Genomic DNA, 24156 nt, shown 5'->3' with positions numbered 1-24156 from the left:
TGGCAAAGATAAGTGTTTTACCTATGATTAAACAGCCACCATATTTAAAAAAAGGAGACAAAATTGCAATTGTTTGTCCTGCTAAGAAATTGCCTAGTAGTATTGCTAACGGAATTGCCATTTTAAAACAATGGGGATTAGAGGTAGTGATTGGAAAAACAGTAACTGGTTCTTACCATCAGTTTTCTGGAACAGATGAAGAAAGAGCCGCCGATTTACAACAGTTTTTAGATGATAAAAGCATTAAAGCAATTATTGCTGGACGCGGTGGTTATGGTACCATTCGAATAATTGATAAACTTGACTTTACTGCCTTTAACGAGCATCCGAAATGGCTAATTGGCTTTAGTGATATTACCATTTTGCTTTCTCACTCATTAGCGGAATTAAATACCCAGAGCATTCATGCACAAATGCCTTATACGTTTGATGAAAGTACTCCTGAAGCCTTAGAAAGCTTGAGAAAATCTCTTTTTGGCGAACCAGTATCTTATACTTATTCGAGTGAATTTCCAAATAGAGTAGGCAATACCGAAGGAATATTAATTGGTGGAAATTTAAGCTTGTTAATTGCTGTAGAAGGTTCGGTTTCTGAAATAGATTATGATGATAAGGTTTTATTTTTAGAAGATGTTGGCGAGCATGAATATTCGATAGATAGAATGATGCGTTTGCTGAAAAGGAAAGGCAAACTTGCAAAGTTAAAAGCTTTAATAGTCGGTGCTTTTAATGAAATCGAGGAAGAGAAAATCCCATTCGGACAAACACCAGAAGAAGTGATTTGGGAATTAGTTAAGGAATATGATTATCCTGTGTGTTTTAATTTCCCTTCTGGGCATATTGACGATAATCGGGCAATGGTGATTGGTAAAAATGTATCTTTAGTAGTAGATGAAAATAACGTTAAATTAAACTTTTTATAAAATGGCAATTTTAGATAACCTAGGTAAATACCGCAATACTGGATTATTATTAATTAGACTTGGCTTAGGCGTGATGTTCATGATTCATGGTTTTCCAAAAATCATGGGCGGTGTAGAAACATGGAAAGGACTCGGCGGCAGCATGAAATTAATTGGTATTGATTTTTTACCAGTTTTATGGGGATTTATGGCCGCAGCGACCGAAACTTTTGGTGGCTTTTTATTAATACTCGGGTTATTCTTTCGCCCTGTAAATATGCTATTGGTTTTTACAATGCTTATTGCAGCTTTAGTTCATTTTAGTAAAGGTGATGGTATTAATAGCGCCTCTCACGCCATAGAATTAGGTATCGTATTTTTCGGTTTACTATTTGTTGGACCAGGAAAATATAGCATTGACAAGAAGTAAGTTCTAAAACAAATCGTCATTACTGTGAAAACGGGAATCCTAATGCTTAATGCTAACTATCATGAAGATCCCTAATTGAATTTGGAATGTAAATAAAATTGGACTTTAGATTAATTCACCAAGAAAACTGCATTGGTAAATAATTGCTTGCCATTTTCCCAGAAAGAGCGGAACAAAACATCTGTAGCTAAATAGACTATATTTCCTTTGCCAGATTGTTGTACGCCATATAATAATCCTGTAGTTAATTTTTTCTTTACTTTCTCTCCTGCAATACCAGCCATGTAACTATTTGTTTTTAGCGTACCAACATTCCATCCATTTTCTAATGGTTCGTAAATTCTTTCGTCTGTTTTTAAGGTGTAATAGTACGTGCCTAAGCCTGCGGCAAGTGGATGACTTTGATCTAAACTCACTTTATATATTGCGCCAGGAATAGCGTTCTGCAAATCGTCCTTATCTTTTTCAGCGTATTTACGTTCGTTGCTTTCCTTATCATCCTTTTTAGGATATTCTTTACGTTTGATATCGAACGGTTTTTTGCCAACCATTGATAAAATTGCATCTTCCATTAAAACAAGATTACCACCAGCATTAATCCATCCGCTTAATTGTTCTGCAAGTTTGTCTGAATAATTCCCGTCTGATAAAATCAATACATTAATTTTGTTAATGTCTAAATACGCTGCGCTTTGTACACTTATTAAACTTACGGGATAATTCAATTCTTGTTCAAAGAAATGCCAAACTTCTCCTACGCTTTGCGAAGAAACCTCTTGTCCAGTAACTACTGCTATTTTTGGTGCGGTTAAAAGTCTATATACTGAGGAGCCAAAGTCTTTTCCCTTTTCTACGTAACCACTCGAAATAGGATAAAAAGAAACGTTACTGCGCTTAGCTATTCCCATCAGTACAGCGTTAAAATCTTTTATATTTCGTTCGTTTTCCGTACGATAAATTAATAAAGAACCCGCAGGATAAGCTTTTCCACCAATGGTAAATCCTTCCTCTGCCAAACGAACTTTTATTTTTTGTTTTTGTAATTCAATTAAAATTTGTGCATCTGCTACTGCATTCCATGGCATTACCCAAGCATACGGTTTATTAATTGCAGGGACATTTTCTTTTTTATCTTCAATAAAATTGAAACTTCCTGTTAAGGACTCTTTAACTGCATAAGCTTTTAAACCATAGGCATAAGGTAAGGCCCAAGCTGTAATATCGTAAGTGTTAGAATCGCTTACCATAGTTTGCGGTTCAAAAAGTACATTTGCCATTACCGAACGTGGCTGCTGTAAATTAACAATCAAATCATTTCGTTCTACTTTAAAAGGCTCTACTTTTTGTGTTTCGTAATTGTAGCCATTTAGGGAACGATCTGCACCAAAGCCAAATGCAATATGATTTCGGCTCAGTAACTCGGCCATTTTACGCAATCTGGAAATATTTTGCGCTTTAACTACATAGGTTTTATAAATTCCAGGGGGATTTATTGCGCTTTGCTCGAAGTACTTTTTAAACTCACTTACCAATTTTACTGCATGTGTAGAAACAGTTTCTAATGTTGCCATTGAAGTTGTAAAGTGATGGTCAATTCTATCTTTCAATGTTAGCGTGTCTCCATCTGCAGTAATTACAGCTAGTCCGGCTCTAATTCCTCCCTGTTCGTAAGTCATGCCAATGGCGCCATTATACAAAGGATAGGTATCGCCATAAGATGGATATAATAAATCAAAACGTTCTTTGGTAAAATATTGCCAGCCGTTTTCGTCAAAATATTTCGCGTTATTTTTCCCTACCGTGATTTGAAATTCTCTTTGCCAAGGTGTAATATCTTGATGTACAGGTTCTGCCGCAGGTGCAAAATAATATGGTTCGTTGTAGCTCTGCTCATGAAAATCAACATGTACTTGAGGCATCCATTTATGATAAGCAATTAATCTTTGTTGCGTTTCTATTTGTGTTTGCCAAGCCCAATCGCGATTTAAATCATAATAATAGTGGTTTGGTCTTCCACCTGGCCAAGGTTCGCTATGTTCACGAGCCGAAGGGTCTGGATTTGGAACAACTCCACTTACCATATTAAAATTACTCACATATCTTTCTCTCCCATCTGGATTTAAACAAGGATCTATAATTACTACTGTGTTTTTTAACCAAGCTGCAGTATTGCTTTCTTTTGCCGAAGCCAATGTGTACAAAACTTTCATGGCTGTTTCTGTAGAATTTGCTTCGTTGCCATGTACATTATAGCTTAACCATAAAATTGCTGGTTGTTTAGTTACTTTTGCAGTGCTTTTATCAGCATTTGCTAAACTTAAATTAGTTGTTCTAATCTGTTCTAATTTATCCATGTTGTCCTTGTCAGAAACAATGGCAAGAATTAATTCTCGTCCTTCGTATGTTTTTCCGTAGGTCTGTAACTGGATATTTTTATTTGTTGAAGCTACCTTTTTGAAGTAATCAACTACTTTTTGATGGGGAGTAAAACGACTGCCTAAGGGATAACCAAGAAATTCGTCAGGTGATGGTGTTTGAGCGAAAACCGCAGTAGCGCTAAAACTTAAAAACAATAGGCAAAGCAGATAATTCTTCATACAATAGGAATATTTATCAATAATACTAAAAAGGATTTTGTATTCATCTTTGCATTTGTAATTTTACGATGAATATTTATCCGCTTTGCGAAATGGCAAAACTCGAACAGCTTTATCAACATTATCTAAAACACCGTACTATTTGTACGGATACAAGAACTATTACCGAAGGTTGCTTATTTTTTGCACTGAAGGGCGATAATTTTGACGCGAATACTTTTGCCGAAAAAGCTTTAGAACAGGGTGCAGCTTTCGCGATTATAGATAATGAGAAATATGCTATAAACGACAAGTGTATTTTGGTTGATGATGTATTAACTACATTGCAAGATTTAGCAAAACACCACAGAAAACAATTAACTATTCCAGTTATTGGCTTAACAGGAAGCAATGGTAAGACCACTACAAAGGAGTTAATTAGAGCTGTATTAGCTGAAAAATTTCAAACTTTCGCTACTAAAGGGAATTTAAATAATCACATTGGCGTTCCTTTGTCAATTTTAGCATTACAGGATAATGTTGAAATTGCTGTGATAGAAATGGGAGCAAATCATCAAAAAGAGATAGAATTTTTGTGTGAAATTGCACAACCTACTCATGGGTTAATTACCAATGTAGGCATGGCTCATTTAGATGGTTTTGGCGGGTTTGAAGGTGTAAAAAAAGGTAAAGCTGAATTATATGCTTACTTAAAAGCACATCATGGTTATGCATTTATTAATCGTAACAATCCTTATTTATTAGAGATGAGTGAAGTTGCGGGACTAAATAAAGTGGTTTATTATGGTAGTGAAAAAGAAAACTCCGTAAGCGGCAAACTACAACACAGCGACCCTTTAATTGAATTTGAATGGGCTACTCATCATTCCACCTATCAAGCAAAAGCAAATTTAACTGGCACTTATAATTTTGAGAATATTTTAGCTGCTATTTGCATTGGAAATTTCTTTGAATTAAGCGCTGAACAAATTAACACGGGTTTAGCGAATTATTTTCCGAATAACAACCGCTCGCAAATATCAAAGACAGATAAAAACACCGTAATATGCGATTTCTATAATGCTAATCCAAGCAGTATGAGTGCGGCGTTAAACAATTTGAAATCACTTAGTTCTCCTCATAAAACTGCTATTCTTGGAGACATGTTTGAATTAGGTACAGAATCTGCAGCACAACATGAGCTAATTGTGAAATTAGCTGTCGAAAGTCATATTGAAACATTAATTTTTATTGGTAAAGATTTCTACACCTATAAAGAAAGATATACTGGTCATTTCTTTAGCACTCCTTCAGAAGCAGCAATTTATCTTCAAGAAAATTCTGTTGTAAATAATTTGGTATTGTTAAAAGGTAGTCGTGGTATGGCGCTTGAGCAATTATTGCACTTGCTTTAAGTCTATTGGTTGAAATGGTTCATTAGTTCATTTGGTCAAATTACTTAGACTTATAACCAAACGAACAATGATCAGATGAACACAAATGCACTAAATTACTTTATTCTGTCTAAAGCTGTTTTTAAGTCGTCTTTAACTTTTTCGGGTGTACTATTACTTGCGATCATTGCATTTGCAATACCCTTAAATTTCTCAAAATCCTTAACTTTAATATAGATAATTGCTTTCACAAAATCTTTCATGTAAGCATTATCCGCATCTTTCTCTGTCAATTTGATATCCTCAAACTTTTTCAATATCGGATCTAGTTTTCCTTCATTTAATAAAAATGGCCCCATATTCATCATCGCATTACACAGCTGATCGAAGGTTACTTTTGTAGGAGCGTTAGCTACAATGAGATCGATTTCTGAAAGTGCTTCATCTGTTTCTTTGTTATCTAATGCATATTGTGCTTTAAAATAGTGGTATACAAAAAATGCATTTTCAGGAACATATTTTTCCAACAAGGTTTTAACAATATCAAAATCTAAAGTTTCTTCGTCTAATTGTTCTTTATCTGAAAGTGAATAGCCCAATGTTAAACTAATCAATCGTTCATTAAAATCGTTCTCCGTGTAATTTCCGCTTTGTAAAATTTTTGCTTTGTTATTGGCTATGTAAGCTAAAGATTTTTGATCAGGTAGCGAATTAGCATAGTTCATAATCAAATCGATTAATTCTGCATTTCCTAAAATATCAGATTGTTTAGCTAGATAATCTTGACTAATTTGGTCGAAATCTTCGTCTTCAAATTTCACTGCATCACTTGCAAATTTTACAAATTCAGCATTGCTCATTCCCATTGCCGATTTTTTTAAAATAAGGAATTGAGCGTTTTGACCTAAATCTGTAAACTCCGGCCCTTTGCGAAATCCTGTACCTTTATGAAGTACGGTACCATCCGGATTGATGAATAATAAACTAGGATAGGATTCAACTGAAAATCGCTGTGCTAAGGTTAAACCTTCGCCTTTTTCCATATCGTACTTTACATTAATAAAGTTTGTGTTGTAATAATCAGCAACTGCTGAATCTTTATACGTTTCGCTATCCATCATTTTACAAGGACCGCACCATGTAGCATAAGCATCTAAGAAAATCACTTTATTTTCCTTTTTCGCTTTTTCTAAAACAGTACTCCATACTGGATTATCTAAGAAATTGATTTCTGCAGCTGTGGCAGATGTAGTTATCATGAATAGGCAAATTGCCCATATAAAGTTCTTCATTTGATAAGTTTTTAGCAGGTTTTTCTCTTATTGCTTTTGTTAAATGCTTGTTACGTATTAGTTTATTGTTTTACAAGCGTAATTCCAACATCACTAATTCCAATTAATGGATTATCACGCATGTTTTGTTCTATTTCTATTTCGTACTTTCCAGATTTCGCAAAGTGGTAATTAGTTAACAGCGGGAAATTATACGTGTACAAATCTCCTGAACCCTTGCCTAACCATTCCCCATCATTTTTAGCTAACTTAAATTGATATCGAGTACTTTTGTTTAAACCATTACCTTTCAAATGCAGCACCACATACAAGTTCGCATAGCGATAATCTGTAGTGTGACGAAGTTTAAAATAAAGCTGATACGTTTGGATGGTGTCTTTAATTTCTACAGTCGTTTTTATACTCTTAGCGTATGTCCAACTGTTATCCTCAACATTCACATTGGTATCAACCAGATTGGTATTATTACATCCAAAAATGAATAGCAATACCATTAAGAACAGCAATATAAACTTTGTCTTAGTCATTTTTTGGCTTTTCAGATGAATCTGTAGGTCTATTCTTATTGCGGTTTTTATTTCTGTTTTTATTGTTCCGATTTGGTTTTGGACCATTATTAGTATTTACTGGGGCTGCTCCTTCTACTGCAGGTTTTTGAACTTGTGGTTTCTGCTGTTGAACGGGTTTAGCTTGTTGTGCTGGCCTAGGTTGCTGAGCAGGTTTTGCTTGTTGTGCTGGTCTTGGATGTTGTTGCGAATTACCTTGAGGCTGGTTGCGACCACGATCATTTCTATTGTTATTATTGCGATTACGGTTATTATTGTTTCGGTTTTTATTTCTATCGTCTAAACGAGTTAAACTATCCTGACCAACCACATTTTCGTAATCATGCACTTTCTCAACTATTGTTGTTGTTTTTAACTCTACCGCTTCATCTTTTAAGTTAACGGGTTTTTCTCCTTTTTTGTTCATTGCCATGATTTCTTTCACACGGTCAACTTTTAAAGGAATCCAATCTTCTTGATTAGCGTAACTAAACCACATTAGTTTTTTAAAGATATCTGTTTTTTGGTGACGAGCAACACCAACTTCTGTTTGTAAAGCTTCTATGCGATCTGGAATATCTTTCAAAGCGTCCAAATAGGTATCTAATTCATAATTTAAGCAGCATTTTAGCTTACCACATTGTCCAGCCAGTTTTAATGTGTTCAAAGAAAGGTTTTGATATCTAGCTGCAGCTGTAGAAACTGTTTTGAAATTAGTTAACCAAGTTGAACAGCACAACTCACGGCCACAAGAACCAATTCCACCTAAGCGACCAGCCTCTTGACGCATTCCGATTTGGCGCATTTCAATTCTGATTCGAAAAGTTTCAGCCATTTTCTTAATCAGTTCTCTAAAATCTACACGACCCTCTGCTGTATAAAAAAACGTAGCTTTTGTTTTATCTCCTTGATAATCTACATCACTGATTTTCATTGATAAACGTAAATCTAATGCCAATGTACGGGCTTTATGCATGGTTTCCCATTCCATATCCTTCGCAAGTTTCCATTTATCTACATCAGCCTCTGTAGCTTTGCGATACACTTTCCTCGTAACCTGATCTAGTGGAGTTTTGCGACGCTTCATTTGCATACGCACTAATTCTCCTGTTAGGGAAATATGACCAATATCATATCCACCTGTTGCGCCCTCTACTGCAACTAGCTCACCTATTTCGAGATAAATATTATCGTTATTTAAAAAGAATTCCTTTCTAGCGCCTTTAAATTTCACTTCAACAACTTGAAAAGGTATATAATTTGCAGGCATATCCAAATTCGATAGCCAGTCGTGTACTTCCATTTTTTGGCATCCGCCAGTAAGACATGAGCCATTACTTTTACATCCAGAAGGGGCGCAACCGCCACCTGTCGAACAACTTCCACATCCCATATTAATTGTATATATATTGAGTCCCTTTCGGGAGCGTTTTAAACTTAATTATTTTGACTAGTTGTAAAGATACATCTAAAAACAGAATTTTTGGATTCGCATTGCGCTCGATGTGGTAATGTGCCTTTTCTAATTCGTTAATTAGTGCTTCCACCATGGCCAAATTTAATACATTCGTAGAGAGCTTTACTGCAATTTCTAAGGTCTGATGTGGCAATTTTACTAAGTCATCAGCCCCGCTTAACAATAAACTACATTCACGTAAAAAGTTGATGCCGTATTTTAAAAAGTTCTTCTGATTTTCCCTGCCCCAACTTGCTGCTGTATCAGTAAAAGCAATCATTGCAGGCACCTTATTGCCAAAACCCATACGTAACCATTCTGTAAAATAACCTGCATTATTGTTAGGCGTATCATTTAATAATGCCTTTGCTTCTATCAAATTTCCATCTGCCAAAAAACTATATTCTGTTGCTTGATTATCTGATAATTGCGCTTTGTGAATAAGGTAGTTTTCTATATCTACATCTGCTAACTTCGGAATTTTAACAATCTGCGTACGCGAAAGAATAGTCGATAAAATTTGTTCTTGATTTTGAGCCACTAAAATAAACAATGTGTTTGCAGGCGGTTCCTCAATAATCTTCAGCAAAGCATTTCCTTCTCTATCCAAAAATTCAGGCAGCCACATAATCAACACTTTTGTATCCGCTTCAAAAGCTTTGTAACTTAATTTTTTAATGATATCGTGACACTCTGCAATATTGATGTTGGCTTGTTTATTTTCTGCACTCAATTTGGAACGCCAAATATCTAAATCAAAATATGGATCTTCAAGCAATAAATTACGCCACTCCTCTAATACATCTACTGCAATTTTTACATCTTTCGAGGCAAAGAATGGATAAGAAAAATGTAAATCTGGATGAATGTATTTTTCATATTTTCGACAAGAAGCACATTCACCACAACTATCTGTGTTTGTTTTGTTTTGACAATTAATGTATTGTGCATATGCAATTGCTAACAATAAGGCGCCACTACCTGGGGTAGATAAAAACAATTGTGCGTGACTTATCCTATTTTCTAGAACGGTTTGAATCAACTGTTTTTTTACGCTTTCTTGTCCAATTATCTCTTTAAACTGCATTGGTGCAAAATAAGAAATAGTTTGGAGAAATGAACAAAGAACAAGAAGTAAAGGCTTTTGTAAAATAATTGTTGATATATCAATTATTGATTACGCATTTATATTTTTGTTTAAGAAATTATGGAAAAATTAAACGACACACTGCTTTACACTTTAGATAAATGTTTTAGAACCTATAATCAATTTGCACAACGAAATGTACGCAAAGCAGGATATGATATCACAATAGACCAATGGTTAATTTTAAAGAGTGTCTCTGAAAATCCAGACATCACTCAAAATGACATTAGCAAAATTGTGTTTAAAGATAACGCATCTATCACACGTATTATCCAATTATTGATAAGTGCTAATTATTTAGTTCGTGAAACTCATCCTTCAGATAGGAGAAGAGTAAATTTAACACTAACTGAAAGTGGTAAGAAAATAACTATGGATGTAAACGAAATTGCTGTTCAAAATAGAACTACTGCCCTAGAAAATATTAATGAGGAAACCGTTCACCAAATGAAAAGCTTACTTCAACAAATTATAGAAAACTGCAAATAACACAATGAAATCATTAATTAAATACTTTTTTATATTATCCTTTATAAATTATAGTGCCTTAATGGCACAAACCGTAAAACCTGACACGAGTGCAAAAAAACTACAAGAAGTAACTATAACAGGGAAAAAACAATTGATTGAACGTAAACAAGGAAAAACAATTGTAAATGTGGATGCTGCAATTACCAATGCTGGAACTACAGTTTTAGAAGTATTAGAAAAATCTCCTGGCGTGATGGTAGATAAAAATGGTGGGATAAGTTTACAAGGTAAATCAAGTGTTTTGGTACTAATAGATGATAAACCAACTTATTTATCAGGAACCGAGTTAAGTAATTTGTTGGGGAGTATGAGTTCTTCGCAAGTAAATCAGATTGAATTAATTACGAGTCCATCGGCAAAATATGATGCAAGCGGAAATGCAGGCATCATCAACATTAAAACCAAAAAGAACAAACAAGAAGGATTTAATGGCAATTTTTTAACCAATATCGGACAGGGAAAATATTTGAAAAACAATAATTCATTGGTTTTAAATTTTAGAAAAGGTCGAATAAACACATTTATGAATTATGGATTCAACTACAATAAAAATTTCACCTCGATTTATGCATATCGTCAATATTTTGATAATCAAGGTGCTGTTTCAGCTGTACTAGACCAACCCTCCTATTTAGGAAATGAGGGCCATAACAACTCTCTTAAAACTGGATTGGATTTCTATGCATCAGAAAAAACAACTTTTGGACTTACGCTCTCTGGTAATTTAGTAACCCGCAAAGGCGCTGGGAATGCGATTGCGACTTGGTTAAGCGCACAGAAAGCAATTGATTCTGCAATCACAACCTACAGCGGTAGCGATTTTAGATTAAGAAATGGTGCCGTAAATCTGTATGGTAGACACACAATTACTAAAACTCAAGATATTGGCTTTGATGTAGATTATCTGAAGTATAGCATTGATAATGATCAAAATTTTCAAAATATACGCACTGGAGTTGTTGCTTATAACCAAGGTTCGCGAGGGGATATTCCTTCTAAACTGGAAATATTTTCTGCTAAGGCCGATTATATCTTACAATTAGGTAAAAATGCAAAATTTGAAGCTGGCGCTAAATCTTCATCTATTAATACAGACAATACTGCAAATTACGAGTTGTTTGATGGAACAAATTGGAAAGAAGATCTTAAAAAAAGCAACCATTTTTTATACAAAGAAAACATCAATTCTGTATATAGTAGTTTAGAGCATAAAATGAATCGTTTAAGTTATCAACTTGGCCTTCGTTATGAAAATACACATTATACTGGCAATCAATTAGGTAACTCTTCACAAGCTGGTAGTAATTTCTCTAAAAATTATCAAGATTTTTTCCCTTCGGGATATTTATCTTATCAAGTTGATTCGGCAAATTCATTTTCTTTTACAGCAGGTCGTAGAATAGATCGCCCAGCTTATCAGAAATTAAATCCATTCGTTTTCATCATTAACAAATATACCTATCAGCGAGGAAACCCATTCTTTTTGCCTCAGTACACATGGAATTTTGAGTTAAGCCATTCATATAAGCAACTCTTAACAACTGCCGTTTCTTATAGTGGAATTAAAAACTATTTCTCGCAATTATTTTTATCCGAAGGAGATGATATTTTGGTGTATACTGAAGGAAACGTTGGGCAGATGCACAATTTTGGAGCATCCATTACTTTACAAGTTTCTCCTGTTAAGTGGTGGTCGTTAACTGCTCAGAGTAATTTTAATTATAAAAAATTAAGTGGTTATCAGAACGTAAATTATAAATCGTCTGTAAAACAATTGCATACGAACATGAATAATCAATTTAAACTAAGCAAAACCTTAAACGGAGAAATATCTGGATTTTACACCACTAAAAATCGCAACGATTTACAAGAATTATTATCTCCAACCGGACAGGTATCGGCAGGTTTAGCTAAAACTATTCTAAAAGGAAAAGGGACATTGAGATTAACGGCTAGAGATATTTTTTACACTCAATCTATGGAGGGTATGACAGATTTCCCTGGTGCAAACGAGTATTTCATTTTATGGCGAGATAGCCAAGTAATTAATGCTGGTTTCAGCTATCGTTTTGGTAAACCATTAAAAGCTGCAAAACGTTCTACTGGCGGTGCTAATGATGAAATTAATAGGGCGGGAACTTAGTTTTAGTCTTACTAATTAGGTAGCTTAAAATCCAATTTCGCCAAAAATCATATCTTTGATTTTATGGCACGTATTCTTGCTTTTGATTATGGCACCAAACGTATCGGCATTGCCGTAACAGATCCGCTGCAAATTATTGCAACCGGTTTGGATACTATACATCCAAAAGATATCATCGATTTTCTTAAAAAATACATGCTTACCGAGCAAATCGAAGCCTTTGTAATCGGAGAACCCAAACAAATGGACGGCTCGCCTTCAGAATCTGCACAACATGTAAAAGGTTTTTCTACTATTCTAAAAAAGCATTTCCCTACTATTCCGCAGCATTGGATTGATGAACGTTATACATCTAAATTAGCCGAAAGAACCATTATGCAAAGTGGGTTTAAAAAGAGCGATAGAAGAGATAAAGAAAGAGTTGATACTATCGCGGCAACAATAATTTTGCAATATTTTATGGAACAACACCGTTTATAAATACAATGATTAGCGAAGAACTACAGAGTTTACTGTTAAAATACTGCGAACCAGAAAATGAATTACTACAGCAAATAGATAGAGAAACTCATCTTAAAGTTTTAATGCCTCGCATGTTAAGTGGTCATTATCAGGGTCGTGTTTTGAGTTTGCTCAGCAAAATGAATAATCCTAAAAGGATTTTAGAAATTGGCACTTTTACAGGTTACGCAACCTTATGTTTAGCAGAGGGTTTAACTGAAAATGGGATTATTTACACGTTAGATATTAATGCGGAATTGGAGGAAATGGTTCGAAGAAATTTTGCAAAATCACCATTAAATTCAAAAATAAAATACATTATCGGTGATGCTCAACAGAGTTTAAAAACTTTAGGTAACGAAACATTTGATTTAGTTTTTATAGATGCTGATAAAAAAAACAATGGAACATATTACGATTTAATATTTGATCAAGTAAACTCTGGTGGAATTATCATTGTAGACAATGTGCTTTGGAGCGGAAAAGTTTTAAGTAATGCTCAAGATAAAGACACCAAAAATATTAGCTCTTTTAATGATCTAATTGCTGCAGATAATAGAGTTGAAAAATTAATATTACCTGTTAGAGATGGGCTTTTTGTAATACGGAAAAAATAATTCGGTTGGCAATTGTCAGTTGACAGTTTACGTTGGTATAAACCAACAATTGCGCAATAAAACAATTTAACAAATGAAAAAAACATTTACTTTATTTATACTTCTATTAGCATGCTTTTTTGCTAAAGCTCAAACTACTGAAGACTATATTGCCGAACACGTTGATTTTGCACAAAAATTAATGCGCATTCATCAAGTTCCTGCAAGTATTATTTTAGCAGTTGCCATTCATGAATCTGCTGCTGGTAAAAGTAAAATTGCTCGTTTTTTAAATAATCATTTTGGTGTAAAAGGGCCTAATAGCAGTACCGAAATCAATTCATCTTATAGAGATTATCCTACTGTCGATTCTTCTTACAGTCACTTCGTTTCCTTTTTACACAGTCGTTCTTATTTCAATGTTCTATTTAGTAAATACGACCAATACGATTATAAAAATTGGGCTAAAGGAATTCAGCGTGGAGGTTATGCAAGTAGTCGAACTTGGGCAACACAAGTTATAGGCTTAATTAAGAAATACGAATTGTATCAATATGATGACCGGCCAGATGATTATATTGAAACTGTAATTCCAGCTGCAAAGGTTGTGGCAAAATCAACAAAAAGCAGTCGAACAAAACCTCGTTCATCAATAGCCAGAAGTAAAACATATACCATTAAAGCTGGCGAAAACTTAAATAAAATTGCAGAAAGAATTGGGACAACTTCATCTTCATTAATGAAGAAAAACGGATTGAAATCAGCAGTTGTGCACCCTGGACAAAAAATTAAATTATGATGAAAAAAATTACGCTCATTTTAGCGGTTGCTATTTTATTTTTTAGCGCTTGTAAATCTAGACAATATAGTAGAAACAATAAGCAAATTGAAAAAGCTGCGAATAAAGAAAATCCAAATTTTACAACGTACACAACCTTAACTTATATTGATGCTTTTAAGGCTGTAGCGATAGAAGAAATGAATGCTTATGGTATTCCAGCAAGTATCACATTAGCTCAAGGTATTTTAGAGTCGGGTAGTGGAAATAGTAGTTTGGCTAAATATGCCAATAATCATTTCGGTATAAAATGTACTTCTGATTGGAAAGGGAAAGCGTATTATAAAGATGATGATCAAAATAACGATTGTTTTAGGGTGTATAAAGATGCTAGGGAATCATACAAAGATCATTCTGAGTTTTTAAAACGTAAGCGCTATAGTTTTCTATTTGAATTGGATAAAAACGATTACAAGAATTGGGCTCAAGGATTAAGGACTGCTGGATACGCTACAAATCCTAAATATCCTGAAATGTTGATAACTGTTATAGAGAAATATAAATTATATCTATATGACCAGCCTGAAAGTGAAAAGGAAAAAATTTCAAGAGAAGATCGCGTTTTCACTGAAATAAATGCAAATATTCCAATAGAAAAGAAAAAATTCACGCCGGTTGACATAGCGCCAAAAGATCCGCCAACATCTTCTACTACAATCGGCAATGAAAATTATTATACTGTTAAGCAAGGCGATACTTTGTTTAAAATTGCTCAACAATACAAATTAACTGTTGATGACCTAAAGACCTTAAACAAGCTAACCGACAACAACATTAAAATCGGTCAAAAACTTTTGATAGTTAAATAATGTTAAGAAGAGCATAACTCTTTCTAACATATTGTAGCTTTGTTAAACAAATGAAATTCTCGGGCTTTTTCTTATTGTTAACCCTATGTTGTTTTCAACTGTTTGCACAAACTAGATCGGTGCAGGGCTTTGTTGTAGATAAGGATAGTAAACTGAGATTGGCAAAAGTTTATATCTACAATCCTGCAAACGACAACGGCATTTATAACAACAATAAAGGAGAATTTACAAGTACTGCAAAAGTTGGCGATACACTTTTTGCTGCACTAAGCGGTTATGGAATGGATACCGTAATTTACAAAGGTCAAAATGCCATAGTTTTTCAATTAAAATCTTTAAGCATTAAACTAAAAGCAGTAAAGATTTATGGCAAAGCTCCTAGTCCTGATGATCAATACATTAAAACTTTAAAAGATTATAAGTATGCACTTGATAAAGGTAATACAAGTGATTTATTAAATATAGGTTTGGGTGGAGTCGGTTTAGGTATTGATGCCATTTATAATTTACTAAGTAGACAAGGAAAAAACGCTCGACATTTACAAGCAATTTTAGAACGGGATTACCGCGAAGCTATTATAGATTATCGCTTCAGGCCTGATTATATCAAATCAATTGTCTCAACAAATGATACAGAGCTTACTGATTTCATGTTGCAATATCGACCAACTTATCAATTTGTTTTATCCGCATCGGATTATTCTTTCGTTCAATATGTCAAAAATAGTTTTGCTTCCTATAAAAGAAATCCAGCTATGTTTAGGTTGCCAAATTTACCAAAGATGAATTCTCCTATTAGTAATCAAAATCAATGAGGTCTTGGATTATTATATTGCCAAATTTATCTGCAAATGCAATGGCAATATTTCCTTTCATCATTTTAAAAAATAAAGCACAAAAACAAGACTTGGTTTTAATTAATCATGAGCAAATACATCTTCAGCAACAGCTGGAATTATTGGTTTTGCCTTTTTATCTTCTATATCTCCTAAATTACCTTATCAATCTTGTTAGATATAAAAATCATTACTTAGCCTACTTTAACATCTCCTTTGAGAAAGAAGCCTATCATTTTGAAAAAGATTTGAATTATTTATCCATTAGAAAATGGTATAGCTGGATAAAGTTTCTCCGCTAACCATAAACATTTGTGTGCTATTAATGAAGATGTTATCACGTATTTTATGATAAATCACTTTTATTCCGCCTAATTTTTGTTTTTATTTGTAATACAAATGAAAAACTTACTGCTTGCCTTTTTAATCGTATTTGCGCTTTCTTCACATCTAGCCGCCCAAGAGATAGATACCATTCCTATTCCTACAAAAGATTTAGATATTAAATTAAAACGCAGTCCTCTGCCTTCTAGAATGGGAACTTTGCAATTTCAACCCGTTAAATTAAATCCAGCAATAGTAAATGCAAAAATAAATTATTGGAAAACTAAAACGTCGGTTGGCATTAATATTAACCAAGCATCTTTTAGTGATAATTGGAAAGGCGGTGGAGTTAATTCATTAGCTATTGGGGGTTTAGTAAATTATAAAGCTGAATATAATAAAGAAAGTTATAGCTATGTGAGCGAGGTTATTTTGCAATATGGCAAAGTCAAAAATAAAAATCAGTTACAAAAGAAAACTAATGACCGCATTTATTGGGATAATAAAGCGGCAATACAACTTTCTAAAAACTGGTACTTTTTCGGTTCAATTAATTTCGAATCGCAATTCGACAAAGGATTTTCTTACCCAAAAGACGCCGCAGGAAATGAAATAGAAAATCTATTATCTAAATTTATGTCGCCTGGTTATTTAACAGAATCAATAGGTTTTGAATACAAGCCAAATAAGTTTTTCTCTACTCGTATTGGTACAGGTACGGCTAGGCAAACCTTCGTATTAGATACCGATCTATATAAAACTAATCCTAACAATTTCGGAGTAAAGCAAGGGAAAAAATTTAGAAATGAGCTCGCTTTTCAAATTGTAACGAGTTTCGAAAAAGAAATTTTTCAAAACATTACCTTAAAAACTAGGTATAACATGTTTATTCCTTATGATAATTTTGGGCATATAGATCACAGATTAGATGTAAATCTTGTTGCAAAAGTTAATCGTTTCATGAACGTATCTCTTACTGGAGTTGGTTTGTATGATAGAGATACTGACCTAAAAATACAAGGTAGTCAAACCCTAGCATTGGGTTTAATGTTCATCTTTCCGAGATAAATTAGTTCATTAGCATCATTAGTTCATTTGGGCTATCAGATATTATGCACAAATGAACTAATGAACAACTAAACTATTTCTTCTTTTTCACCAAATCCAGATAATCTATATAATACAATACTTTAATAGATAAGCTGTTATTTTGCGGGCTCGAAAACACTTTATCGAAGTTTTTGCTGTAACGTTTAGTTAAAAATTTATCGTTTGTTTCTGCCGCATCTTTATACGTAATGCTTAACTCACTACCTGGTTTAAATTGCCAAACGTAAGCCAAATCAATGTTAAAAACATTATAGTTTCTATCCACATTTTGCAGTGTAGGACCAACATATGCGTTTAATCCACCAGTACTGTTTAATGCATAAAATTCTTTGTTCCTTCTATCAGACCAATAATGTCTCACACCTAGCTGAATTCCCATTTTATTGCTGAAACTATATTTAGCATCCATTGTATTCTCAACAGTGTTTCTATCGTATCTAGAAAACACTGATTGTGCACCATTGAACCCTACCCAACTTACATAATCATAACTCGGATTAAAGTTTAGGTCTAATCCAAAAGCCAATTTATCACTAACTCTCAAGTTCTGAAAAAAGTAAAAATTATAATTGACACCATCAAATAAATCTACTTTAGTTCTTGTTACATTTCCACCAAAATTGTATGCTTTTGCTCTATTCGGATTAATATAAATTCCTAAGCGATATCTTCCCGGAGCTTTATAGATTTGTCCGTTTCTCGACTCATAAAAATCATTTGATTTTGGCAACACATTCGCATTCAATTCTGCAGACCATTGATTTTTAAACTGAACATAAAATCCCGGATAAAATCCTAAACTTTGATAATCGCCAGGCTTAAATCTTCGAGAATATTCTACTTCTGTCCATGCCTGAATTTGATTGTACCACTTACCTGGTTTATAAATATTGTATGCGAAATTCACTGACTGATCGAAGAAGTTATTATTGGTATAGAATCCCATGTCAGAAGGATCGAATTTAGTATCTGAGAATTCTTGCCCATAAGTAAATGTAAAAGTTCCGCTTTTCTTTCCTAGAGATAAATCATAACTATAACCATTATGGTTTCCTTTAATTGGATCTGCAGTTACATAACTCATTTTAGCAGCACCATCAATAAAGTAAGTATTTTTCTTATCGTTAATATTAAAAAGTGCGGCGCTCACGTTTGCATCGTATGCACTTCCCTGTCTTAAAACATTTGTGTTAATTACACTTACAGAACTGTTATTTTTTAACGATTGGTCTAACACAAAAATGTTGTAATTTGTTAAGGGCTGACTCTCAAAACGGCTTCTGTTTCCAGCAGCATCTTCCACCTCTGTGTACATTTTATTTGTGATGGCGTTAAAAACACCTATGCCTAATCCTTTAGCAGTACGGCCAGAAATTTTAGTTGCATTTAACACTTTTCCTTCTTGCGGATCTTTAATTACCTTATCTGTAGATTTCAATGCGCTTCTATCAAAATAAGATGGAATCGATCCAATACGTTTAGAATAAAATAAATCTCCTTTATTAAATAATTCTGTTCCCTCTGTAAAAAACTGACGGTTTTCATTAAATTTTACCTCAAATGGTGTAAGGTTTAATACCCTATAATCACTCTGCACCTGCCCAAAATCTGGGATCAAAGTCATATCTAATGTAAAACTCTGATTAATACCATATTTTACGTCCATTCCACCGTTGATAGTGGCTTGTGTATTTTTAACGCCTGGTGTGTTATAAGGATAATTACTAATTAATGTAGAAACAAATGGTGAAAATGATAAACGTAATGGTGCCTTGATACTCTGTAAGCCTTCTAAAACACCACTTTGATTGATAAATCCACTAACTTTCGGGTCCACAAAATTCCAAAAAGTCTGTCGGTTTGTTCCCGTACGCTTACGGATAATATTCATCCCCCAATTTTGAATATCCTTGCTAGAAAATCGCAAGGCCGAATAGGGAATCTTCATTTCTGCCGTCCAGCCTTTGTCGTCAATTCTTACAGCACTTTCCCAAACAGCATTCCAGTTTGGATCTTCATCACCAATAAGTGAGTATTTGGCATCGAACTGAACACCAGCAGCAGTAACAAAAAATCCATTACCATTCTGCCCATCTAAGAAAGTGTCGAAAACTACGCCTATAAAATCGGCATTACCAATTTGATCTCTTGCGACAAGCTCGTGTACAACGCTATCAGGTTTGTCATACATTCTAGCCGATACATAGATCGCGTAATCATCGTATAAAAACTTTACATCTGTCCTACCATCTTTAGGTTCCACACGCCCCGGAACCGGTCTATTCTCTACAAAATCTGTAGCTATCGGAACTCCATCCCAAACTGCATCATCTAAAAAACCATCTATTTTTGGGCTGATGGAAGTTCTTTTGGCCTGAACTTTCTTCTTTATTGGAGCGTTCTGGGCTACACTAATAGTAACGGTAAACGCAAGGATAATGCATGTAAAAATTAGTTTCATTCGGTTTGTTTTGTTCACTATAAGACTGCACTTTATTACTAAATGTTGCACGAGGTCGAAAATAAATTTTCAGGCTTGCAATTTTTTTCCATAGCAAAGCCAAGGAGAAGAATTATCTCCTAATGGCATTGCTGAATTTTATTTGTTTTTAATCTCCGACTGAAAGTACTTTTAAAGAGATATATTTATCTATAGTAGAATAGTTACGTCCTTTTTTTCGCATTTCTGTAATAAATGCCGGAGTAGCTCCCGTCGATTTTGCGCCCATTACATCTCCAATTTCAAGTTTTTTGAAGCCAAGTTTTAAATAGCTATTGTATTCTTCTGGTGTAAACGCTAAGGCTTTCAAACTTACATAATTCTCGGTTCCAAGGTTTGGGATAATTGCATCAAATTTCTTGCAAAATTCTGGCGTTATTCCTAGTGCTTTGATGGAAACCAATTCTTCATCTGTAAATTTATAGCCAGCATCTCTAAAACTTTTAATAAATTCTGGGGTGATGTTCATCGCCTTTCTCGTAATTAAAGATTCAAGTGCATCATCATCTGAATTTTTGTTTCCCTTGCTTCCCTTTGATCCTTTAGTATCCGCATTTAAGTTGATGTTTAAATTGATGTTGTTATTTTTATTTTTGCTAATATTCTGATTAGATTCTATCTTTTCACTTCTAGCAGTTTTAATGTCTTCACCAGTAATTCCCTGTGCTTTTAGCGAGATTAGTTTGTTTGACGATATGTCTTTATAACCAGAATTTTTAATATCTGTTACAAATGCAGCATCAACATTTAATGCTTTTAAAGGTATAAGATTTTGTATGCTGAGATCATTAACACCGGCTGCCTTCAAAGAGCTTATGTATTTTTCGCTAACTTTTAATGCCGCTAATGGAATAATATCGTTTTTAGAAAGTTGGTTATATCCTTGAGATTTTAACATGGTGATAAAGTCCTTTTTAATGTTGAGAATGAAAAAGACAAGCATATCTTTTTCCTTATCCGCTTTAACACCTTCTCTGTTAAGAAAAGAAACAAAACTATCATCTGGGTTAAAATTATATTGGCCCATCCCTGTATTCCCTTCAAATCTGCCAGTAAATTGTATACTTCCCGCTTCACGAGTTAGAGAGAAATTTCCTGTGTTATTATAAGGTATATTTTTAAATTCAGCCAGTTCAAAATCGGTATTGCTATTACTATTTTTATTGTCTTCGTCCTCGAAGCGGATTGTAATTTTGGTTCTTTTAATTGTTGCAAACCATGTACCCTTATTTGGAACAGAATTTAATTGATTTTCATTTTTAGTGGCTTTAGGGTTTACTTTTCCATAAGCTATAGGCTCGTTCAATAAAGAAATGAAAACGAGCAACAATGGAACAATACATAAGTATTTCCATGTAGAGTTTAGGTTGGATTTTTTTGCATTCATCATGATTAATCTTTTTTTAAGTACAGATTGGTTATAATTTGTGGTTAAACTAATTGGAAAGTGAGGTGCAGAAACCTTAACCAAGCTCATTTGATAACTGGTTTTTTCTACATCTGAATGTTCTAGCAATTCATTATCGGTTAAAAATTCTAGGTTATCCTCCATCGCCTTGCGGTAAAACCAAGCAAACGGATTAAACCATTGAAAAATAAGTGCTAATTCAGCTAATATAATATCGTAACTATGGCCTTGCTGAATATGTATTTTTTCGTGCAAAATGATTTGGCTATAGGTATCCCAATCGTATTTTTCAGGATTTATAAAAATATGGTTGCCGAAGGAGCATGGGGCTTGGTCTCCAGTAAGTTCAACAATTCTATAACGTCCATCTTCTATAGATGGGCTTCGATAGCTTCGGTACAATAGCAAACAAAGTTGAAATAAAAAGTTTAGACCAAATACGACAACACCAAGCCAATATGCCCAAACAAGTACTTTAAAAATTGAAATGTCCTTAAAGAAAGATTCTTTTTGTACTGGTGCAACTTGGTTAGTAGGTGCCCCATCTTGTTTAGTAGAAACGACATCTGAAATTGGTAAAGAATACGATTCTTTGTTTTCCATAATTGTAGCCATAGTAGTCTTATTATCTACATTACGAAACGACCATTGTTGTGGAACCGGAATGAGTGGCAACCCGAATGATAAGACCAGACAGCATAACAGCACAAAGCGATTGAGCGGAAAAAAGGTTTCCTTTTGCAACAATGTTTTATAAAACAAAAAACATCCTGCTAAAATAAGGGCAACATTTATGGCATAAAACATCATGGCTTTTTCGTTTTAATGAGGTTTACAATTTCTGTTAGTTCGTCTTCTGAAAGATTTTGCTCTTTGGCAAAAAAAGCCAACATCCGAGGATAAGAATTATCGAAATATTGACTTACTACATCTTTTAAAGCATGCTTTTGGTATTCTTCTCTACTGATAAGTGGAAAATAACAAAACATATTGCCAACTACATCATGACCCAAAAATCCTTTTTCTTCCAAAATTTTCACCATTGTTGCTACGCTATTGTAATGAGGTTTTGGATCTGGGAGTAATGGAATAATATCTCTAATAAATGCTTTTTCTACATCCCAAAAGGTTTGCATAATTTGCTCTTCTCTTTTTGCCAGTTTAATCATCTTTATTTAATTTGATAAACGAAGGTAATACTAATCGATTAGTAGATTAGTAGATTAGTAACTTTTTTGATACATTTATGTTTAAGTGATTATTGAGCAGGATTAAGATGTTATATCTTTTATGCCCAATATCAATCATTAATAATCAGGAAATCATCACCAACTATCTCTTAAGACTATCAGTCATTTTTAATATCTTTGCACTTTACACCATAAAAATATGTTTGAAAATTTACAGGATAAGCTAGACAGGGCATTTAAAGTTTTAAAGGGACAAGGAAGTATTACTGAAATCAACGTGGCTGAAACCATGAAAGAAATTAGGAAAGCTTTATTAGATGCCGACGTAAATTATAAAACTGCAAAAGCTTTTACAGATGATGTGAAAGAAAAGGCACTAGGTTTAAATGTACTTACAGCAGTATCTCCAGGTCAGTTATTAACCAAGGTAATGAATGATGAGCTTGCTTCCTTAATGGGTGGTGAGGTTACAGAGCTTGACTTAAAAAACAATCCTACGATTATATTAATTGCCGGCCTAAATGGTGCTGGTAAAACAACATTTACTGGTAAACTTGCCTTACATTTAAAAAGTAAAGGCAAAAAGCCTTTAATGGTTGCTGGTGACGTTTATCGCCCTGCGGCTGTAGACCAATTACAGGTTTTAGGCGAGCAAATTGGTGTGCCTGTCTATGCAAATACCTTTTCTAAAGATCCTATTGCAATTGCGTTGGAAGGTATTACTGAGGGTAAAAAGAACAACAATAACGTAATTATTATTGATACCGCGGGTCGTTTATCTATCGACGAAAGTTTGATGAACGAGATTTCTGAGGTGAAAGCGCAAACTAAACCTCATGAAATTTTATTTGTGGTGGATGCGATGACTGGTCAGGATGCGGTAAATACGGCTAAAGTATTTAACGACAGATTAGATTTTACCGGTGTAGTATTAACGAAATTAGATGGTGATACACGTGGTGGAGCTGCTTTATCTATCAAGTCTGTAGTTAATAAACCGATTAAATTTATCGGTACTGGCGAAAAAATGGAAGCATTGGATGTTTTCTATCCAGATCGTATGGCTTCTCGTATTTTAGGCATGGGTGATGTTGTTTCCCTTGTAGAAAGAGCCCAGCAACAATTTGATGAAAAAGAAGCGGCAGAATTACAGAAGAAAATTCGTAAGAATAAATTCGATTTCAATGATTTCTATAACCAAATTCAACAAATAAAGAAAATGGGTAATATGAAAGATTTGATGGGGATGATACCTGGAGTTGGTAAAATGATGAAAAACGTAGATATTGAGGATGATGCTTTTAAAAGTGTTGAAGCAATTATCCAATCGATGACTCCTTTTGAAAAAGAAAATCCAGATAGCATACAACAAAGCCGTCGTTTGCGTATTGCCAAAGGTTCTGGTCACAAAATTGAAGAGGTGACCAAATTAATTAAACAATTTGAAGATATGCGCAAAGTAATGAAACAGTTTTCAAATCCAGCAGCAGCTGCAAAAATGATGAAAAATATGCCGAAGATGCCACAAGGCAGAATGTAGGTTTAAACAGGAATTAAAATCCCGTTACTTACGTTTCGGGATTTTTTTTGCGCTAATATTTCTCAAAAAGAAAAATTACATCCTCAAT

General features: G+C 34.0%; 21 protein-coding genes. 13 read left to right on the top strand and 8 right to left on the bottom strand.

Annotated elements, in window-relative coordinates:
• Positions 1-23: 23 nt before the first annotated feature.
• Positions 24-923: a S66 peptidase family protein gene (locus HQN85_RS07550; RefSeq protein WP_173270870.1), complete on the top strand. Its 900-nt coding sequence runs from the start codon at positions 24-26 to the stop codon at positions 921-923.
• 1 nt (position 924) lies between these two features.
• The gene (locus HQN85_RS07545) at positions 925-1332 is read left to right on the top strand and encodes a DoxX family protein (protein WP_173270868.1); all 408 of its coding nucleotides are present in this window, start codon (positions 925-927) and stop codon (positions 1330-1332) included.
• A 110-nt stretch (positions 1333-1442) separates the two neighbouring features.
• Here HQN85_RS07545 and HQN85_RS07540 read toward each other — a convergent pair whose 3' ends face one another.
• Entirely contained in the window at positions 1443-3929 is a 2487-nt protein-coding gene (locus tag HQN85_RS07540; protein ID WP_173270867.1) for a M14 family metallopeptidase, read from the bottom strand.
• Positions 3930-4021: 92 nt separating this feature from the next.
• Between HQN85_RS07540 and HQN85_RS07535 the strand changes: the two genes are divergently transcribed.
• On the top strand, positions 4022-5323 hold the full coding sequence (locus tag HQN85_RS07535; protein ID WP_173270865.1) for a UDP-N-acetylmuramoyl-tripeptide--D-alanyl-D-alanine ligase: 1302 nt from the start codon (positions 4022-4024) through the stop codon (positions 5321-5323).
• 95 nt (positions 5324-5418) lie between these two features.
• On the opposite strand, the gene HQN85_RS07530 is transcribed toward HQN85_RS07535, so the two are convergent.
• The 4 genes from HQN85_RS07530 to HQN85_RS07515 all read right to left on the bottom strand — a co-directional run bounded on the left by HQN85_RS07530 (position 5419) and on the right by HQN85_RS07515 (position 9682).
• A complete protein-coding gene (locus HQN85_RS07530) occupies positions 5419-6594 on the bottom strand; it encodes a thioredoxin family protein (protein ID WP_173270863.1) in 1176 nt (391 codons plus the stop codon).
• Positions 6595-6656: 62 nt separating this feature from the next.
• Positions 6657-7121, bottom strand: a complete 465-nt coding sequence (locus HQN85_RS07525) for a gliding motility lipoprotein GldH (protein ID WP_173270861.1) — start codon at positions 7119-7121, stop codon at positions 6657-6659.
• Positions 7114-8532 carry a PSP1 domain-containing protein gene (locus HQN85_RS07520; protein WP_173270859.1) on the bottom strand — a complete coding sequence of 473 codons (1419 nt, stop codon included), beginning with the start codon at positions 8530-8532 and terminating at the stop codon, positions 7114-7116. Before HQN85_RS07520 ends, HQN85_RS07525 begins: the two co-directional genes overlap by 8 nt.
• Position 8533: 1 nt before the next feature.
• Positions 8534-9682 (bottom strand): DNA polymerase III subunit, encoded by a 1149-nt coding sequence (locus HQN85_RS07515; protein WP_173270858.1) that lies wholly within the window; start codon positions 9680-9682, stop codon positions 8534-8536.
• A gap of 120 nt (positions 9683-9802) precedes the next feature.
• Here HQN85_RS07515 and HQN85_RS07510 point away from each other — a divergent pair, with 120 nt between their 5' ends.
• The 9 genes from HQN85_RS07510 to HQN85_RS07470 all read left to right on the top strand — a co-directional run bounded on the left by HQN85_RS07510 (position 9803) and on the right by HQN85_RS07470 (position 17388).
• Entirely contained in the window at positions 9803-10231 is a 429-nt protein-coding gene (locus HQN85_RS07510; protein ID WP_173270856.1) for a MarR family winged helix-turn-helix transcriptional regulator, read from the top strand.
• Between the two features lie 4 nt (positions 10232-10235).
• Positions 10236-12416, top strand: coding sequence for an outer membrane beta-barrel family protein (locus tag HQN85_RS07505; protein ID WP_173270854.1), 2181 nt, complete (start codon positions 10236-10238; stop codon positions 12414-12416).
• A gap of 63 nt (positions 12417-12479) precedes the next feature.
• Positions 12480-12896, top strand: a complete 417-nt coding sequence (ruvX, locus tag HQN85_RS07500; protein WP_173270852.1) for a Holliday junction resolvase RuvX — start codon at positions 12480-12482, stop codon at positions 12894-12896.
• 5 nt (positions 12897-12901) lie between these two features.
• The gene (locus tag HQN85_RS07495; protein WP_173270850.1) at positions 12902-13534 is read left to right on the top strand and encodes an O-methyltransferase; all 633 of its coding nucleotides are present in this window, start codon (positions 12902-12904) and stop codon (positions 13532-13534) included.
• Positions 13535-13607: 73 nt separating this feature from the next.
• Positions 13608-14312, top strand: a complete 705-nt coding sequence (locus HQN85_RS07490) for a glucosaminidase domain-containing protein (RefSeq protein ID WP_173270848.1) — start codon at positions 13608-13610, stop codon at positions 14310-14312.
• Positions 14309-15160, top strand: coding sequence for a glucosaminidase domain-containing protein (locus tag HQN85_RS07485; RefSeq protein WP_246249682.1), 852 nt, complete (start codon positions 14309-14311; stop codon positions 15158-15160). The genes HQN85_RS07490 and HQN85_RS07485 overlap by 4 nt, the downstream gene beginning before the upstream one ends.
• A 50-nt stretch (positions 15161-15210) precedes the next feature.
• The gene (locus HQN85_RS07480; protein WP_173270846.1) at positions 15211-15975 is read left to right on the top strand and encodes a hypothetical protein; all 765 of its coding nucleotides are present in this window, start codon (positions 15211-15213) and stop codon (positions 15973-15975) included.
• Positions 15972-16298, top strand: coding sequence for a hypothetical protein (locus HQN85_RS07475; RefSeq protein WP_173270845.1), 327 nt, complete (start codon positions 15972-15974; stop codon positions 16296-16298). Before HQN85_RS07480 ends, HQN85_RS07475 begins: the two co-directional genes overlap by 4 nt.
• Positions 16299-16395: 97 nt before the next feature.
• Positions 16396-17388: a DUF3078 domain-containing protein gene (locus tag HQN85_RS07470; RefSeq protein WP_173270843.1), complete on the top strand. Its 993-nt coding sequence runs from the start codon at positions 16396-16398 to the stop codon at positions 17386-17388.
• Positions 17389-17461: 73 nt separating this feature from the next.
• Here the strand turns inward: HQN85_RS07470 and HQN85_RS07465 are convergent, their stop codons facing one another.
• The 3 genes from HQN85_RS07465 to HQN85_RS07455 all read right to left on the bottom strand — a co-directional run bounded on the left by HQN85_RS07465 (position 17462) and on the right by HQN85_RS07455 (position 22507).
• Complete coding sequence (locus HQN85_RS07465) at positions 17462-19891, bottom strand: DUF5916 domain-containing protein (RefSeq protein WP_173270841.1); 2430 nt, start codon at positions 19889-19891, stop codon at positions 17462-17464.
• A gap of 148 nt (positions 19892-20039) precedes the next feature.
• The gene (locus HQN85_RS07460; protein ID WP_173270839.1) at positions 20040-22148 is read right to left on the bottom strand and encodes a M56 family metallopeptidase; all 2109 of its coding nucleotides are present in this window, start codon (positions 22146-22148) and stop codon (positions 20040-20042) included.
• Entirely contained in the window at positions 22145-22507 is a 363-nt protein-coding gene (locus tag HQN85_RS07455) for a BlaI/MecI/CopY family transcriptional regulator (protein ID WP_173270837.1), read from the bottom strand. Before HQN85_RS07455 ends, HQN85_RS07460 begins: the two co-directional genes overlap by 4 nt.
• Before the next feature lie 220 nt (positions 22508-22727).
• Between HQN85_RS07455 and ffh the strand changes: the two genes are divergently transcribed.
• The gene (ffh, locus tag HQN85_RS07450; protein WP_173270835.1) at positions 22728-24068 is read left to right on the top strand and encodes a signal recognition particle protein; all 1341 of its coding nucleotides are present in this window, start codon (positions 22728-22730) and stop codon (positions 24066-24068) included.
• The last annotated feature ends 88 nt before the right edge of the window (positions 24069-24156 follow it).

Source organism: Pedobacter boryungensis (genome assembly GCF_013204825.1).
GTDB classification, from domain to species: domain Bacteria; phylum Bacteroidota; class Bacteroidia; order Sphingobacteriales; family Sphingobacteriaceae; genus Pedobacter; species Pedobacter boryungensis.
This window is presented reverse-complemented; position numbering and strand designations above follow the sequence as displayed.

What these genes read in the sequence shown, in the direction of transcription:
- HQN85_RS07545 (WP_173270868.1), top strand. Translation starts at nt 925, where the DNA reads ATGGCAATTTTAGATAACCTAGGTAAATACCGCAATACTGGATTATTA.
- HQN85_RS07490 (WP_173270848.1), top strand. Translation starts at nt 13,608, where the DNA reads ATGAAAAAAACATTTACTTTATTTATACTTCTATTAGCATGCTTTTTT.
- ruvX (WP_173270852.1), top strand. Translation starts at nt 12,480, where the DNA reads ATGGCACGTATTCTTGCTTTTGATTATGGCACCAAACGTATCGGCATT.
- HQN85_RS07465 (WP_173270841.1), bottom strand. Translation starts at nt 19,891, where the DNA reads ATGAAACTAATTTTTACATGCATTATCCTTGCGTTTACCGTTACTATT.
- HQN85_RS07475 (WP_173270845.1), top strand. Translation starts at nt 15,972, where the DNA reads ATGAGGTCTTGGATTATTATATTGCCAAATTTATCTGCAAATGCAATG.
- HQN85_RS07550 (WP_173270870.1), top strand. Translation starts at nt 24, where the DNA reads ATGATTAAACAGCCACCATATTTAAAAAAAGGAGACAAAATTGCAATT.
- HQN85_RS07455 (WP_173270837.1), bottom strand. Translation starts at nt 22,507, where the DNA reads ATGATTAAACTGGCAAAAAGAGAAGAGCAAATTATGCAAACCTTTTGG.
- HQN85_RS07505 (WP_173270854.1), top strand. Translation starts at nt 10,236, where the DNA reads ATGAAATCATTAATTAAATACTTTTTTATATTATCCTTTATAAATTAT.
- HQN85_RS07515 (WP_173270858.1), bottom strand. Translation starts at nt 9,682, where the DNA reads ATGCAGTTTAAAGAGATAATTGGACAAGAAAGCGTAAAAAAACAGTTG.
- HQN85_RS07535 (WP_173270865.1), top strand. Translation starts at nt 4,022, where the DNA reads ATGGCAAAACTCGAACAGCTTTATCAACATTATCTAAAACACCGTACT.
- ffh (WP_173270835.1), top strand. Translation starts at nt 22,728, where the DNA reads ATGTTTGAAAATTTACAGGATAAGCTAGACAGGGCATTTAAAGTTTTA.
- HQN85_RS07540 (WP_173270867.1), bottom strand. Translation starts at nt 3,929, where the DNA reads ATGAAGAATTATCTGCTTTGCCTATTGTTTTTAAGTTTTAGCGCTACT.
- HQN85_RS07495 (WP_173270850.1), top strand. Translation starts at nt 12,902, where the DNA reads ATGATTAGCGAAGAACTACAGAGTTTACTGTTAAAATACTGCGAACCA.
- HQN85_RS07510 (WP_173270856.1), top strand. Translation starts at nt 9,803, where the DNA reads ATGGAAAAATTAAACGACACACTGCTTTACACTTTAGATAAATGTTTT.
- HQN85_RS07460 (WP_173270839.1), bottom strand. Translation starts at nt 22,148, where the DNA reads ATGATGTTTTATGCCATAAATGTTGCCCTTATTTTAGCAGGATGTTTT.
- HQN85_RS07485 (WP_246249682.1), top strand. Translation starts at nt 14,309, where the DNA reads ATGATGAAAAAAATTACGCTCATTTTAGCGGTTGCTATTTTATTTTTT.
- HQN85_RS07480 (WP_173270846.1), top strand. Translation starts at nt 15,211, where the DNA reads ATGAAATTCTCGGGCTTTTTCTTATTGTTAACCCTATGTTGTTTTCAA.
- HQN85_RS07520 (WP_173270859.1), bottom strand. Translation starts at nt 8,532, where the DNA reads ATGGGATGTGGAAGTTGTTCGACAGGTGGCGGTTGCGCCCCTTCTGGA.
- HQN85_RS07530 (WP_173270863.1), bottom strand. Translation starts at nt 6,594, where the DNA reads ATGAAGAACTTTATATGGGCAATTTGCCTATTCATGATAACTACATCT.
- HQN85_RS07525 (WP_173270861.1), bottom strand. Translation starts at nt 7,121, where the DNA reads ATGACTAAGACAAAGTTTATATTGCTGTTCTTAATGGTATTGCTATTC.
- HQN85_RS07470 (WP_173270843.1), top strand. Translation starts at nt 16,396, where the DNA reads ATGAAAAACTTACTGCTTGCCTTTTTAATCGTATTTGCGCTTTCTTCA.